The 15,310-nt window shown below is 64.2% G+C and carries 11 protein-coding genes and 1 riboswitch; of the genes, 5 read left to right on the top strand and 6 right to left on the bottom strand.

Features of this window, described 5'->3' with window-relative positions:
• Nucleotides 1-137 precede the first annotated feature (137 nt).
• From SJI00_RS18705 to SJI00_RS18690, 4 genes are all read right to left on the bottom strand, one after another.
• Nucleotides 138-2,849, bottom strand: coding sequence for a winged helix-turn-helix domain-containing protein (locus SJI00_RS18705; RefSeq protein WP_322463159.1), 2,712 nt, complete (start codon nucleotides 2,847-2,849; stop codon nucleotides 138-140).
• A 413-nt stretch (nucleotides 2,850-3,262) separates the two neighbouring features.
• Nucleotides 3,263-4,627 carry a DUF1329 domain-containing protein gene (locus tag SJI00_RS18700; protein WP_322463158.1) on the bottom strand — a complete coding sequence of 455 codons (1,365 nt, stop codon included), beginning with the start codon at nucleotides 4,625-4,627 and terminating at the stop codon, nucleotides 3,263-3,265.
• Between the two features lie 168 nt (nucleotides 4,628-4,795).
• Complete coding sequence (locus SJI00_RS18695) at nucleotides 4,796-6,682, bottom strand: DUF1302 domain-containing protein (RefSeq protein WP_322463157.1); 1,887 nt, start codon at nucleotides 6,680-6,682, stop codon at nucleotides 4,796-4,798.
• Between the two features lie 303 nt (nucleotides 6,683-6,985).
• The gene (locus SJI00_RS18690) at nucleotides 6,986-8,668 is read right to left on the bottom strand and encodes a fatty acid--CoA ligase (RefSeq protein ID WP_322463156.1); all 1,683 of its coding nucleotides are present in this window, start codon (nucleotides 8,666-8,668) and stop codon (nucleotides 6,986-6,988) included.
• Nucleotides 8,669-8,874: 206 nt separating this feature from the next.
• On the opposite strand from SJI00_RS18690, the gene SJI00_RS18685 reads away from it, so the two are divergent.
• The 5 genes from SJI00_RS18685 to SJI00_RS18665 all read left to right on the top strand — a co-directional run bounded on the left by SJI00_RS18685 (nucleotide 8,875) and on the right by SJI00_RS18665 (nucleotide 13,601).
• Nucleotides 8,875-10,146 carry a PAAR domain-containing protein gene (locus SJI00_RS18685; RefSeq protein WP_322463155.1) on the top strand — a complete coding sequence of 424 codons (1,272 nt, stop codon included), beginning with the start codon at nucleotides 8,875-8,877 and terminating at the stop codon, nucleotides 10,144-10,146.
• The gene (locus tag SJI00_RS18680) at nucleotides 10,127-10,705 is read left to right on the top strand and encodes a hypothetical protein (RefSeq protein ID WP_322463154.1); all 579 of its coding nucleotides are present in this window, start codon (nucleotides 10,127-10,129) and stop codon (nucleotides 10,703-10,705) included. Before SJI00_RS18685 ends, SJI00_RS18680 begins: the two co-directional genes overlap by 20 nt.
• A gap of 41 nt (nucleotides 10,706-10,746) precedes the next feature.
• A complete protein-coding gene (locus tag SJI00_RS18675) occupies nucleotides 10,747-11,712 on the top strand; it encodes a 2-hydroxyacid dehydrogenase (protein ID WP_322463153.1) in 966 nt (321 codons plus the stop codon).
• A 53-nt stretch (nucleotides 11,713-11,765) separates the two neighbouring features.
• On the top strand, nucleotides 11,766-12,764 hold the full coding sequence (locus SJI00_RS18670) for a class I SAM-dependent methyltransferase (protein WP_322463152.1): 999 nt from the start codon (nucleotides 11,766-11,768) through the stop codon (nucleotides 12,762-12,764).
• A gap of 39 nt (nucleotides 12,765-12,803) precedes the next feature.
• A riboswitch (yybP-ykoY riboswitch) is annotated at nucleotides 12,804-12,926 on the top strand.
• Between the two features lie 90 nt (nucleotides 12,927-13,016).
• On the top strand, nucleotides 13,017-13,601 hold the full coding sequence (locus SJI00_RS18665) for a TMEM165/GDT1 family protein (protein ID WP_322463196.1): 585 nt from the start codon (nucleotides 13,017-13,019) through the stop codon (nucleotides 13,599-13,601).
• 177 nt (nucleotides 13,602-13,778) lie between these two features.
• Here SJI00_RS18665 and SJI00_RS18660 read toward each other — a convergent pair whose 3' ends face one another.
• Together SJI00_RS18660 and SJI00_RS18655 are read right to left on the bottom strand one after the other, a co-directional pair.
• Nucleotides 13,779-14,594, bottom strand: a complete 816-nt coding sequence (locus SJI00_RS18660; protein WP_312931266.1) for a M48 family metallopeptidase — start codon at nucleotides 14,592-14,594, stop codon at nucleotides 13,779-13,781.
• A gap of 87 nt (nucleotides 14,595-14,681) precedes the next feature.
• Complete coding sequence (locus tag SJI00_RS18655; protein ID WP_322463151.1) at nucleotides 14,682-15,302, bottom strand: SOS response-associated peptidase; 621 nt, start codon at nucleotides 15,300-15,302, stop codon at nucleotides 14,682-14,684.
• Nucleotides 15,303-15,310 lie beyond the last annotated feature (8 nt).

Here is a 15,310-nt window from a genome sequence, read left to right as displayed (position 1 = left end):
TTGGGAAGTTGGACACATGGCGCGCGAGAACGCAGAGCCGCCGGCTGCTGTATCGGCCATGGCGGAGAAAACCTGAAGAAATCTGCCTCGCGGCCAGGCGATGGCGCAAAGCCAGTATTGTATCGACCGCCCTGCCCTCAGGCCAGCAAACCGAGAGATTTGGCCCGCGCCACCGCCTGCGTACGGCGCTCGACGCCGAGCTTGCTGTTGATGTGGCTGGCGTGGGTCTTGACCGTGTGCAAGGAAATGAACAGTTGTTCGCTGATCTGCTGGTTCGAGCAGCCCTGCGCGATCAGCGCCAGCACGGCCAGCTCGCGTGCGCTCAGGGGGTCGGCCACCGGGCCAGCAGGCGCTGCCGGCAGGTGCGCGAGCAATGCTGCCTGCACCGCACTGGCCGGGTGCAGCGCCAACTGCTCACGCAGCCAATGGGGATGGGCTTCGATCAGCCGCTGGAACGGTAGCAACGCCCCCCCTTGCGCCGCCGCCAGCGCCTGGGCCAGCAACGCAGCCGCTGTGCTCCACTGGCGCGCGTCCAGCAGCACGCCCAGCCACTGGCACAAGGCGCTGGCACAGAGCATCTGGTTATCCGCCGCCTGGCCCTGCGCTACCAACCCTTGCAGCCGTATCGCCGCCTGCCCGGGCTGGCCTTGCTTTGCCTCCAACAGGGCCTGTTGCAGTTCGATGTGCAGTGCGAGCAACGGCTGAAACTCCGGGGCTGCCGCTGCCTGGGCGCCGCGGTAGGTCTGCGCCAAGCGCTGCAGCCAGGCCTCGGCCAGGTCGGTCCGGTCCTGGGCCAGCCACAGCTCACATTTCACCGTGGTGATCATGGCCAGGTAGAAGATCGCCGGCACGTCCCAGATGTGCATCAGCCGCTCGGCCTCGGCGAGTTCCGCAAAAGCGTGGGCCAAGCGCCCTTCGCGCCCTTCCAGCGAGGCCAGTACGCAGTGGCCGATCAGCACGCTGATGTCGCGACAGGCGCGCGCCTCGCTCAGCCCGGCACGCAAGCGTGCACGCCCGTCAGCCAGTTGCAGGCGGCTCACCAGCAAGTAGCCGTCGTACAGCGTCAGCCTGGCACGCACGGCATACAGCCGCTGCGCGGGCAAGCCGTGCAGGCGCTGCAGGCCCTGCTGCACTTCGTCCTGGGCACGCAGCACCTGGCCCCGCGCATGCAGCACGCGAGCGCGGTCATAATGGGCCAGCGCCTCGAACAGTGGATTGCCAACCCGCTGGGCCAACTCCAGCGCGTCGCGGTTGCAACTGCGCGCCTGCCAGAAGTCGCCCTCGGCGATGGCCAGGTTCGACAGCGTCGACAGACAGACCAGACGCTGGCCGTAGCGCTTCTCCGGAAGGCTTGCCAGGGCTTCCTGGCAATACGTCAGGGCACGCTCACGCTGCCCTCGACCGCGGGCGATCAGCCCGCTCAGGGCCAGCCACTGCGCCAGCATCGAACGCTGCGCGCTGGCCGAGGGTGCCGGCAGAAAGCGGCTGAGGTGCGCCGCCAGCGCCTGGGCGGCGTCCAGCTGACAGGCCAGGGCCAGCGCCCAGCTGTACAGCACGATCAACCGCGGCGAGCTGATCAGCAGGCTCTCGGGCAGGTCCATCTTCCAGCGCAGCAACATGGCGACGTTCTGCTCGGCCAGCAGTTGCTCTTCCGAGAGGCGCTGCACCAGCTCGGCCGCCGCAGGCAAGTCACCGGCGCGCAGAGCTTGCTCGACGGCCTCATCGAGCAGGCCGTGCTGACGAAACCAGTCGCAGGCGCGCACGTGCGGTCCGGGCAAGAGAGGGTCTGCCTGGCGACTGCGCAGCAGGTCGGAGAACAGATGGTGGTAGCGGAACCAGCGGCCGTGCTCGTCCAACGGCACCAGAAACACCTGATGCGCTTGCAGGAAATCGAGCATCGCGGCGCTGTCCTGGCGTTCGCGCACCGCATCGCAGAGCGCGGCGCAGAAGCGATCCTGGCAGGCGGTGTCATAGAGAAACGCTTGCACTGGCGGAGCCAGCAGCTCGATGACTTCTTCGAGCAGGTAATCACGGACCAGCCGTTCCCCGCCGTGAAGCACGTTCGGCACGGCATTCAGCGCGCCGGCCTCGCTGGCCGCCAATTGCCAGAAGCGCAACCCCGCGACCCAGCCTTCGCTGCGCTGGACCAGCGTGTCGAGCGCCGGATCGTGCGCGTCACTGGGCTGGCAGCCGAGCACCGCCAGTGCTTGCGTGGGGGTCAGGCGCAGGTCCTGTTCAGTGAGCTCCACTACCTGGCGCGAGAGGCGCAGGCGCGCCAAGTGCCAGTCTGGGCGCTGACGGCTGGTCACCAGCAACACCAGGCCAGCCGGCCTATGGTTGAGCACGCATTGCAGGCAGCGGTCGAGCACCGCGCCCTGGGCCAGGTGATAGTCGTCCAGCACCAGTAGCAGCGGCGCGTCGGCTTGCACGTACACGCTCAGCTCGTCGAGCAGGCTTTCCAGGCAGGTGTCATAGGCAAAGGGCTGGTGGGGCTGGCGCAGCTTCAGCAGGCCCATGGCCTGTGCACCGACTGTGGGGCAGTGGTGTTGCAGCCCGGCGATCAGCCGCTCGAAAAACCGCCCCGGCTCGGCATCGCGCGCGCTGAGCCCTAGCCACAAAGTGCGCCAGGTCAATGGCAGGCTTTCGCAGAACTCGATGGCCAGCGAGCTCTTGCCGAACCCCGCTGCCGCCGTGACCAACAGCAGACGGCCGTTCGCCCCGGCCTGCAGCCGCTGGCACAAGGCCGGCCGCGCAACGTACCCGTCAGGCAACGGCGGGCGAAAGAATCGCCCGTCCAACAGGCTCAAGGCCTGGCTGACGTATTCGGGCGAGGAAGGCATATCGGTCATGGCCGGCTCGTGCAAGTGACGGACGCAGGGCAGTGCGCCGTTCGAGACTAGCGGGCGATGAGGGGAATTTGAAGGCAACGGAGGGCTAATGCAGGAAAAAGACTACAACAAAAAGAAACAAAGCTGATTGATCTTGATTGGCCAGCGTAATCAGCAAGAGAGGCCGGCGCCGCCGGCTGCTGCGGGCCGGTCACGCTGAGTCGAAGCAGCGGAGGCTGCCTCGAAGCCCAGGGCGGCTGGCCCGCATGCGGGGCCAGCCGCTTCAACAGGATGGGCGTAACCCCGTGCGGCCGGTCTGCCACCACGGGCCGCAAGCAACCCCGATCACGGGGCCGGCGAGCAGCAGGCGCAACCGGCCCCATTCCCCCTGCTCAGACCCGCCGATAGCGGCGGGCCCGAGTCCTGGCGCGCGGTCAGCGCACCCCCTCCTGGCGCAGCGCCGCCGGCTGGAAATCAGACTTGTTGGCGGTGAAGCCAAAGTCATAGGCGCGCTTTTCTTCGTTCTTCATGCCCAACGCCAGGTAGCGCTTGGATTGCAGGTCGTAGATCGCCTCCAGCGTGTACCACGGCACCTGAACGTTGTAGTACGACTGCGCATGGGCCTCCGAGACCCGCCACAGCTGGTTGCGGCCATCGTACTGGTCGATCACCGCGGCCTGCCAGGTGTCTTCGTCGATGTAGAAGTCACGCTTGGCATAGATGTGTCGCTGGCCGGGCTTGAGGGTGGCGACCACATGCCACACACGGCGTAGCTCGTAACGGGTGAGGTCCTGATTGATGTGCCCGGCCTTGATGATCTGGTCGTACTTGAGGCTTGGCGAATCGAGCTTGAACGCGTTGGAGGCGATGTACATCTCCTTCTTGCCTTCGAGCGCCCAGTCATAGCGGTCGGGCGCACCGTTGAACATGTCCAGGTTGTCCGAGGTCCGCAGGCCATCGGCGGCAGTGCCTGGCCCGTCGTACGCGACCTGCGGTGCCTGGCGCACACGGCGCTGGCCGGCGTTGTAGATCCACGCCTTGCGCGGGTCCTTCACCTGATCGAGCGTCTCGTGCACCAACAGCACGGTGCCGGCCAGGCGCGCCGGGGCGGTCACTTTCTGCTTGAAGTAGAACAGCATGTTGCCGGGCTTGGCCGGATCGTAATCCTTCATCCGGTCGCTGAAGACGAACTGGTCCTGGAACGACACCGGGCTGTAGGAGCCGTTCTGCTGCGGCGTGGCCTGGATCACCAGCCGCGTGACGCTGCCGCCACGGTAACGGGTGATGTGGTTCCAGATCACCTCCAGGCCTGACTTGGGCAGCGGGAACGGAATGGCCGTCTGGAAGTTGTTCAAGCCGTTGCCGCCTTGCACCAGGGTGGTCTGGGTAGCGTTCTGCTTGATCGCGGCGAACACCGCATCGGGCACCGTGGCGCTGCGGTGGGTCTTGTACACCGGCAGGCGGTAGGTGTCGGGGTAGCTCTTGAACATCGCCAGCTGGCCGGGCGAGAGCTTGGCCTTGTACTGCTCCACGTTCTGCGCGGTGATGGTGAACAGCGGCTGCTCGCTGCCGTACGGGTCAGATAGGAAGCCTTTGCCGTCGACGCTGCCGGCGGTTTTCGACAACGGCTCCCATGGGCCGATCGAGCCGTCGGCATTGCCGGCCTTTTCCGCGCCCATGGGCGTTAACGTGGTACCCAGCTTGGCCGCTTCCTCGGCGGAAACGGCCGCCATGACGCCACTGCTGAGCAGGGACAACCCGAGGAAACTGGCGGTGAGCAGACGTGAGGGGGTCTTCATAGCGTTATCGTCCTGATCCAGAGGCTTTAGGCTCTGTACAAAAAGCCTCGATACTCGCTCAGGTTGCGTTGAAAACAGATTCGAAAGGCTCACGTACTCCCGTACGCTGCGCTTTCTCACCTGTGTTCGCCTTGCCTGAGCTTCGTCTCAAGACTGTTCATACAGGCCTTAGAAGTTCACGCCGAAGCTGAGGGCGACGAAGTCGCGGTCATCCACGGTGCTGTACTTGCCGTCGAAGAAGTTGGTGTACGAGAGGTTGGCGGTGTAGGTGTTCTGGTACTCCGCATCGACCCCCAGGCTGACCGCCTTGCGGCCTTCCTCGAAGTTGCCGCCAGGCCCCGGCGAGTAACCGGAGACGTCGTGAGACCAGGCCACGCTGGGCTTGAGGTTGACCCCGGCGAACACGTCCGGGTAGTCCCAGATGACCCGGGTGCGGTAGCCCCAGGAGGTGCTGGTGGTGTAGCCATCGTTTTCGCATTTGCGGCTGAGGTTGGCAGTGGAGCTGCCGGGCCCGGCGCCGTTGATGGTGCTGGTGTTGAGTGCCAGGCAGGTGTCTTGCCCACCCGTGGCCGGCAGCGGGCCTGGGCCGAACACCGGGTCACGGCCATAGCGCGTCTCATAAGGGTTTTCCAGGCCGCCGACATGGGTCACGCCCACCTCACCCACCAGGGTCATGCGGCTGGCGCCCATCACCTGGTCGAAGAAATGCGTCAGGGTGGTCTGGAACTGGGTCACTTCCTTGCGCCGGTACCCGTGCAGGTCCTGCCCGGGCACGCCGTTGAGCAAAGAAGCGTTGCTCAGCGCACCGCCCAGTGGCCGCACCCCGGAATAGAGGATGTCGGTGCTGTTGAGCTGCACCGGTGCATTGGGCCGGTAGCTCAGCTCGCCACTCCAGGCCGTGCCGGTGGGCAAGGTGGTGGAGAAGCTCAGGCCATACAGGCGGATGTCTTCGGGGTATTCGACGAAATATTGCGAGCTCCCGGCGATGACCAGCGGCGCCAGCGGACGCAACGCTGCCGGCAGGCCACCCACACCGCGGAACGCCGAGACCGGTGCGCCGGTGGCGCTGAAGATCGGCGCACGGCTGTGGTAGTTCATGAAGTAGGCACCGAATTCGGTGTCCAACGGCTCGAACATATAGCGCAAGGCCACGCCGAACTGGCCACTGTCACGGGCATCGCGGTCCGGGCCGCGGCGCACCAACACGCCTTCTGCGTTGGCGTTCACCCCCTGGCTGGCCAGGAACCCTTGGGCGGCGGCCGGCAGCGTACGGCTGCTGTTGAGTACGCGCAGGTTGTTGTCGCAACCGTCGGCAATGATGTCGGGCTGGGAGAAGAACGTCCCGCAGTTGTCGACCACCGTCTGGTCCCATTCCAGCTGGTAGAAGGCTTCGGCCGACAAATTGTCGGTCAGGCTTTGCGACACGTAGAACATGTTGACCGGAATCAGCCCTTCCTTGATCTCCGCGCCAGGGCGCCGGAAGGCGGAGACATCGATGGGGTTGATGGCATTGATGCCATTACCGATGAAGGTGCTTTCGCCCCAGCTCACCACCTGCTTGCCGAGACGTACCGAGCCGGGCTGATCGGCAATCGAATAATTGTGATAGACGAAGGCATCGAGCAGCTCGGCGCCGGACGATTTGGCGCCTTCCTTGCGGTTGGAGTCGCTGATGTCCTTGAACTCGCGGCCTTCATCCTTGAGCTCGAAGTCGTACCAGTACTTGCCGCGGACGAACACACCGGTATCGCCGTATTTCAGCTCCAGGTCGTGGATGCCTTTGAAGATCTTCGAGAAGGTCTCGCCGCGCTTGAAGTTCAGGTGGCCGTCGTCGGAGGTCTGCGACAGACCCTTGCCGCCGTTGTTGACGCCGATCAGGTTGCGATTGGGACTGGCGGTCGACCAGCTGGCGCCGACCGACAGGGAAGAGTCGAACTGAGCTTCGATCTCGCCGATGTTGAAACTGACGCCGAACGCAGGCCCAGCAAGGGTGGACGCGAGGCTGGCAGCCAAGGGCAGCTTGGCCCGGCGCCACAATGTATTGGCAGATTTCATCGACCCTACTCCATGTCGTTTCTTGTTATGGCAACGAGTGCGGCCAGTCACGGATCAGGCGTTGCGCGCGGTACGCGGCGCCTGCGCTCCCTCCGTCGCTGAGCATCCCCTGCCGGGACTATAGCCAGCTTGGGCAGCGGCTCAGATCCCTCGAAAGTGTGATTTGTGCCCCCTGCCCCCTCCCGCAGCGTCGCGCGCAGCGGGAGCAGAGACGCGATGAAGGATGGCTCAATGTTCAGCGATAGCAAGGTGCCATCTGCTCTACCACGGGCGGTGCGGCATTATGCCCAGTCATGACCCGGTTCACACGGTCGACAAGAATGGGCTGTTGCTGGCCTGCCACTCGGCGATTTCCACACGGATGCGCTTCTTGTCGAGCTTGCCCACGCTGGTCTTGGGAATTTCCGTAACGAGGGCAATCTGGCTGGGAATCGCCCACTTGTTGATATGGCCCTGCTCGACGAAAGGCTTGAGGTGCTCCTTGAGCGCGTGCGCGTCAAGGTCCTGGCCTGGATGGGCCACCAGCAGCGCAAAGGGCCGCTCGCCCCACTGCGGATCGGCCACCCCCACCACCGCCACTTCGCGCACAGCCGGGTGGCGGCTGATCAAGTCTTCCAGTGCCAGCGAAGACAGCCATTCACCGCCGGTCTTGATCACGTCCTTGATGCGGTCGCGAATGTCGATGAAGCCCATGCCGTCGAGGGTCGCCACGTCACCGGTGTGCAGCCAGCCGCCGCGCCACAGCTGGGCACTCTGGTGCGGCTCGTGCAGGTAGCCCTGGGTCAGCCAGGGCGCGCGCAGCACCAGTTCGCCCTGGGTGTGGCCATCAGCCGGCAGGAACTGGCCCTGCTCGTCGACGATGGCCGCCTCCACCAGCGGCACCGGTACGCCGGCCTTGAGCCGATAGGTCACTTGCTCGTCAGTGCTCCCGGCACGCAGCTCGGCGTTGAGGTGCGCACAGGAAATCAGCGGGCAGGTTTCCGACAGACCGTACGCAGCGGTGAGCTGGATACCCCGCGCCAACGCTGCGTCGTACAAGGCGCGATTGAGCGCGCTGCCGCCGATGATGATCTTCCAGCCGGTGAAGTCTTCGCCTTGGGCTGAAGGGCAATTGAGCAGCATCTGCAGAATGGTCGGCACGCAGTGAGAGAAGGTGACCTGCTCTTCGCGCCAGAGCTTGAGCAGCATCTGCGGCTCGTAGCGACCGGGGTAGACCTGCTTGAGCCCCATCAGCGTGGCCACGTAGGGAATGCCCCAGGCGTGCACGTGGAACATCGGCGTGATGGGCATATAGACGTCGTCGCTGCTCATCAGCCGCACGCTGTCCAACCCGCCCAGCACCGACGCCTCAGCCAGGGTGTGCAGCACCAGTTGGCGGTGGGTGAAGTACACACCCTTGGGGTTGCCGGTCGTGCCGGTGGTGTAGAAGGTGGTGGCCACCGAGTGTTCGTCGAAGTCCGGGAAGTCGTAGTGCGGGCTGGCGGCGGCCAGCAGTTGCTCGTACTCCCCGACCAGGCCCGGCAGTTCAGCGCCGTGCGCGACGCCGTCGGTCAGCAGCACGGTCTTGTCGACCGTGCTCAGTTGCCCGGCGATGGCCTGGTACAACCCGGCGAACTCGCTGTTGACCAGCACCAGCCGGTCCTCGGCATGGTTCATGGTGTAGAGCACCTGCTCAGGGGAAAGCCGCACGTTGATGGTGTGTACCACCGCGCCGATCATCGGGATGGCGAACATGCATTCCAGGTAGCGGTGGCTGTCCCAGTCCATCACCGCCACGGTGTCCCCGGCCTTTACCCCGGCCTCGGTCAATACGTTGGCCAACCGCGCGATGCGCTCGTTGAGCTGCGGGTAGGTCAGGCGCAACTGGTCGCGGTAGACGATTTCGCGGGTTTTTTCATAGCGCGTGCCCGAGAGCAGCAGACGCTTGATCAGCAGCGGGTAGGCGTAGGCGCCCTCGGTGGGCGGAAGAATGCGCGTCTGTAGCATGGGGATCCTTTTTGTGACGTGTGGAAGGGGAGACCTGTGCACAACTGTAGACCGGTAGCGACCAGGTCAAGTTAGCCAAAGCGCGTTGTCGGTCTGGACCCGCCTTGCTGGCACGGGTGTGCAGTTACGAGCGGTTGCACATTACTTCCCCCTGTGAAAAGCAGGGGAATTATGCTCCGCACCTTCCAGATTCCTGAGGCCCTGACATGTTTCCCGTAGCTCGGCTTGGCGACAGACACCTGTGCCCGTTACCCGGTCATGGCGTCACGCCCATCGTTTCTGCATCAACCGATACCCACATCAATTTCCTCGGCGCTGCCCGCGTTGGTGATGTCTGCGGTTGTGGGGCGGTCATCACTGCAGGCTTCCCGTCCATCGTCATCAATCATCGGCCTCTGGCGCATCTGGGCAGCCCCACCGATCACGGCGGCACGCTGATTTCCGGCAGTCCGGATACGTTCGGCGGCCTGCAGTTTGGCGGCGCGACGAGCCAGGCGGTCGTCGACTTCGGCAAGCTTGGCGCGATACGTGCGGATGGTACGGTCGATGAAGTGCGCATGGCCGAGCTGCTGGCCGACCCGCAACTGCAACAACGCGCGTTGTTGTCCGGTGCGCTGGTGCAGCCGGGTGGCGCAGCCTCTGCATCTTCTGATGTGCCATTGACACCTGAATTGATCGCCGTGGCCGGCAGCCAGCATGACGACCGCTCGGGCAACAAGATGATGTTCGTTGGGCAGGCGGTGCGTGAACTGGGGGAGTTCAAGCGCAACCGATCGGCGATGACGCGGACAATGGTGGTGTTTACGCCGGGCTACACAGCGCAGATGCTAGAGGCAGCGCGCGTTTCGGCTCGCGGATACGGCGCGCAGGTGGTCGAAGTCGCAGGTGTCGAGGAATTGATCGACTACCTGAATCATGGGAAGGATCGACGGCAGTCGCCCATTGAGCACTTATCGTTGTTCAGCCATGGCGTACCGCATCGGATCGCCTTTGGTTATCAGTTGGCCGAGGACGCTCGGATGTCGTTTGACGTGCTGACACATACCGGACTTTCACCTTCGGCGTTCTCCAGCACCGCGCAACTGGAGAGTTATGCCTGTCAGACCGGGATGGGGAATGCGCCGGACTTGTCTATTGAAGCGGGAGTTCAGTTCTTTCCGCAGACCAATGAGAGCCTCGCTCAATTACTGGCTGACCATTTGCGCATTAAAGTGCGTGCGTTTGTGCGGCGGTCAGACTACCAGGACACGTGGGGATCGATTGAAGAACGGCAGCTTGGAAAGTTGTGTGGGCTCACTAGTGACAGAGCGCCCGCGACTGATTGGTGTGGCCGGTGGAATACGCTCGCTGAAGAGAGGTCCCAAACCCACATAACACTCCAGTACACCTATCAGACCACTGGCGCTTCCAATCCAGTTACATCAGGCACAACGCCTTTTGGATCACCGGGGGGCTACTTTGAATTTCTACCGAAGTAAAACGTTTTTGGCGGTTATTACACCTATCGGTTTCTTACTGCTGCTGGCCGCTGCCTACGGAGTCAAGCGAATCACAAGTGTCTACAAGACGGATTTTGGCAACGGTGTGGTGATATATGCCGACAACTATGTAAAAACAGGGCGTTGGGTATTTGACTGCAATTACAGCAGGCTGGTCAGCCGCGAACCGTTGCCAACGCCCTTGGCGGAACTAGAAAATGTCGAAACGTTTGCGATCGGCCACATGTACCACCTGAACGACGCCGATGAAGTCCTATCCAAGCAAGCGATCAAGGCTGTCACCGCTCTGCCAGATTGGCTAAAGGCCTTGAGGTATCTGTACTCCGGCCTGGACGAGTACAGCGACTTGAGATCCCACAACTTCTACATGCTTGCTGAGCACGATGGCCGCAAGTGGGCTTTGGAAGTCGATCAGAGGATTGGCTATGACGGCCAATCAACTTTCAGAATCATCGCCAAACCCTATGACCGCGAAACCTACGTCGATTACGCCAAGGCGTTGCAGATTGCCACCGACAGTTGCCCGGTGCCACAGTAGGCTGATCGCCCCTTCCACTCGCACCCAGCCCCGGAGCCTTCATGTCCAGCCCGCATCGCGCCGTATTCCTCGACCACGCCTCTCTCGATCTGGGCGACCTCGATCTGGCGCCGCTGCACAGGGCGTTCGACGAACTGCACCTGCACGATGCCACCGCACCGGCCGAGGTGGCGCAGCGCCTTGCCGGCGCCGTGGCGGTGATCACCAACAAGGTCATGATCAACGCCGACACCTTCGCAGCCAATCCGCAGCTCAAGCTGGTCCTGGTAGCGGCCACAGGCACCAATAACGTCGACCTGCAAGCCGCCCGCGAGCACGGCGTGACGGTGTGCAACTGCCAGGGCTACGGTACGCCATCAGTGGCGCAGCACACCCTGGCCCTGCTGCTGGCGCTGGCCACGCGCCTGTGCGATTACCAGCGCGCGGTCAGCGAAGGGCGCTGGGCCAACGCCCGGCAGTTCTGCCTGCTGGACTTCCCCATCGTCGAACTGCAGGGCAAGACCCTCGGCCTGCTCGGCCATGGCGAGCTGGGCAGCGCGGTGGCGCGGTTGGCCGAAGCCTTCGGCATGCGCGTGCTCAGCGGCCAGATTCCGGGGCGCCCGGCCCGTGACGAGCGCCTGCCACTGGCCGAGCTGCTGCCGCAAGTCGACGCGCTGACCCTGCACTGCCCGCTCAACGATCACACCCACCATATGATCGGCGCGGCTGAACTGGCCCTGCTCAAGCCCGGTGCGCTGGTGGTCAACACCGCCCGTGGCGGGCTGATCGACGAGCAGGCGCTGGCCGATGCCCTGCGCAGCGGGCACTTGGGCGGTGCCGCCACCGACGTGCTCAGCGTCGAGCCGCCGGCGAACGGCAACCCGCTGCTGGCCGGCGAGATTCCCCGGCTGATCGTCACGCCCCACTCGGCCTGGGGCGCGGTCGAGGCCCGTCAGCGCATTGTCGGCCAACTGGCGGACAACGCCCAGGCGTTCTTCGCCGGCCAGCCTTGCCGGGTGGTTGGCTGAGGCATCGATCGCTGCTCTGTTACACTTCGCCCCTTTTTCAGGAGGCGTCGTCCATGGACCCGCGCAGTGAAGTGTTGCTCCGCCAGGCAGAGCTGTTCCAAGGCCCGCTCTTGATCGCGGGCCTCGCCCCCGATGACCTGCTGGGCCAGCTGCCCAACGCCGCTGGCTGGACCTGGCACGCCGGCGATCAAGCGCTGCTCGACAGCCGCTTCGCCGGGCGCAGCCACTACGGCACCGAGGTGCCGGAGGTGGCGTTCGAGGCGGCGGTGGTGTTCATGCCCAAGTCGCGCGAGCTGGCCCACTACCTGCTCAACGCCCTGGCCTCGCGACTGGCCGGCCGCGAGCTGTACCTGGTAGGCGAAAAACGCGGCGGCATCGAGGGCGGCGCGAAAATCCTCAAAGCCTTCGGCGCCCCGCGCAAGCTCGACAGCGCTCGGCACTGCCAGCTCTGGCAGGTCACCGTGGAAAATCCGCCGGTCGCGCCTGTGCTGGAAGACCTGGCAGAACGCTTCGAGCTGCCTCTGGCTGACGGCCCGTTGCAGGTGGTGAGCCTGCCCGGTGTGTTCAGTCATGGCCGGCTCGACCGCGGCACCGCCCTGCTGCTGCAGCACCTCGACGACCTGCCCAGCGGCCAGGTGCTGGATTTTGGCTGTGGTGCCGGGGTGCTGGGCGCGATCGTCAAACGTCGCTACCCCGACAGCCAGCTGACGCTGCTCGATGTGGATGCCTTTGCGGTGGCCAGCAGCCGTCTGACCCTGGCGGCCAATGATCTGCAAGCGGATGTGATCAGCGGCGACGGGATCGACCACGCCCCTCTCGAACTCGACGTGATCCTGAGCAATCCGCCGTTCCATACCGGGGTCCACACGGATTACCGCGCCTCGGAAACTCTGATGGAAAAATCAGGCAAACATCTGCGAAAAGGCGGCGAAATGCGCTTGGTGGCCAACACGTTCCTGCGCTACAAACCGCTGATCGAAGCGGCCTTGGGTAACTGTTCGGTACTTGTGGAAGACGCCGGTTTCCGTATTTACCAAGCCCATCGCGGGTAGAAAACAGCGCTTGCCGAAACCGTCCGGCGTAGGCAGAATCCGCTCCGTCCTAGGGGAGTAGTCTCCCGCGAGCCCAGCGCTCGCCCGGTACGCGTCAACATGCTTGGTCCTCCGACCATGGCGCGTACGACCCAACGACCCGCGCAGACGGGTCCAGGGTTTGACAAGACCTATGACACGCACACCTTACCCGGGGCGGGAAGGTCGTACGTGTCATAGCCGTGTCGACCCGCCCCCGTAGGAACCCTGATGCTGGAATCACTGCTGGTCCCCACCGCCATCGTCGCGCTCGCCGAAATCGGCGACAAGACGCAACTGCTCGCCCTCATTCTCGCTGCCCGCTTTCGCAAACCCTGGCCGATCATCGCCGGCATCGTCGCCGCGACGCTGGCCAACCATGCCGCTGCGGGCGCGGTGGGTGCATGGGTCGGGAGTTTCTTCAGCGAGTCGGTGCTGCACTGGATCCTTGCCGCCAGCTTCACTGCCACCGCCCTGTGGACCCTGGTGCCAGACAAGATGGATGACGATGAAGCCAGCAACACGCGCCGCTTCGGGCCTTTCCTGACCACGCTGATCGCCTTCTTCCTCGCGGAAATCGGCGATAAGACGCAGGTTGCCACGGTGATGCTGGCCGCCCAGTACCCTGACCTGATCATGGTCATCATCGGCACCACACTGGGCATGTTGATCGCCAACGTGCCGGTGGTGCTGGCAGGCAATTTCGCCGCCGACAAACTGCCCCTGACCCTGATCCGCCGACTCGCCGCCACCGCGTTCGTGGTGCTGGCGATCGTCGCGGTGTATTCGGCGATGAAGACCAGCGGCTGGATCGGCTGAGCGGATCGAGCCGCCATGCCGTGCGTGTCGGTCCGAAACGCAGCGGCGTCACGCAGCGGGCCTGATCGTTCACAGGCGTGCGCAGCGCTCGAACCTGAAACGCTCCCGCTCAACGAACATCGCCCCAGCGGCAGAACCGCTGGGGCGATGGACACACTGCACGGCCGGGGCGAAGCGTTACTTCTTCGAGGCCAGATAGAGCGGCATGACCTTCGGAATGGCCGCTTCGAGCGAAGCGATGCGGCTATCGGACGCCGGGTGAGTGCTCATGAACTCAGGCGGCGACCCTTCGGAAGCCTTGCTCATCTTGTTCCACAAGGTGATTGCCGCGTTCGGGTTGTAACCGGCACGGGCCGACAGTTCCAGACCGATCAGGTCAGCCTCGTTCTCGTTGGCACGGCTGTTGGGCAGGGTCAGGGAGTAGTTGACCACGGTATCGGCCAACGCCAGGCCCCCCTCACCCAGACCCAGCAGGGCACCGGCGCCATTGCGCGCCATCTGCACCCCATAGGCCTTGGACATCGCTTCGCGGCCATGCTCGCGCAGGGCGTGTGCGATTTCATGGCCCATGACCGCCGCGAGTTCGTCGTCCGTCAGCTTGAGCTTGTCGATCAGCCCGGTGAACACGATGATCTTGCCGCCTGGACCGCAGTTGGCATTGAGCTCGTCACTCTTGATGACGTTGACCTCCCACTTCCACTGCGCCGCATCGGCACGCAGCTTCGGCGCCTGGGCGATGAGCCGGTCGGCGATGGCCTGGACGCGGCGCGCATCAGTGCTGCTCTTGTCCAGCACGCCTTGGCTGGAGGCTTCGCTGAGGGTCTTCTGGTACGACTGGGCGTACATCTGATTGACTTCATCGGTCGACAGCATGCTGAACATGTACTGCTTGCGCTGTACGCCGACCGAGTCGCCGCTGGTGGTGTTGACCGCCTGACAGCCGCCCAGCACAACGCCGGCACTGAGCAGGCTGACGAGAAAAACTTTACGCATGGAAAGGCTCCTTTTTACATGCCGCGTATCCTAGGCGCAGATGCTGACGCGCTGCTAGGGTCTCTGGCGGGTTTTTGTCGATACGGTTCACGCAGGCGTAAGGCACTCGGGCGCATCCAGCGTCGGATCATTGACCAGATTGGCCAGGGCGCGTTCCCGAAGGGTCGCAGGCGGTTGTGCGAGCAGCTCGTGCAGGCGTGCAGCCGGAGTATCCAGGTCGAGCCAGGCCGCCTGGCCGGCAGCATCGAGCAACAGCGGCCGACGCTGGTTCATCGCCGCCTGAGTCACGACTGCGCAGCTGAGCCAGACCTGCTCCTGTACTGGATAAGCCTCCCACACTGCGGCCATGTACAGGGTCGTGCCCTCACCCGAGGTCAGCCAGTACGGGCGCTTGCGCACGGTGCCGCGCCACTCGTAGAAGCCGTTGGCCGGCAGCAGGCAACGCCGCAGGCGAAACGGCTCGCGGAACATGGGCTGCTCGGCGAGGGTTTCGGCGCGGGCATGGGCGGGGGTGCGGGTCATGTCGGTCAGCCAGGGAGGTGTGAGGCCCCAACGCGCGCGGGCCAGCGACAGCTGCCCATCGAGACGCCGCTGCATGAGCACCGCAGCGCCCGGAGAAATGTTCCATTGCGCCTGCTGGTCGGCAGGAAAGCCTGGCAGCGCGGCAAACGATGGGGACCAGCGAAACAGGGCGTAGCGTCCGGACATGAAGAAAT

The sequence above is a fragment of the Pseudomonas gebzensis genome (assembly GCF_034427815.1).
In the GTDB taxonomy this organism is placed as follows: Bacteria; Pseudomonadota; Gammaproteobacteria; order Pseudomonadales; family Pseudomonadaceae; genus Aquipseudomonas.
This window is presented reverse-complemented; position numbering and strand designations above follow the sequence as displayed.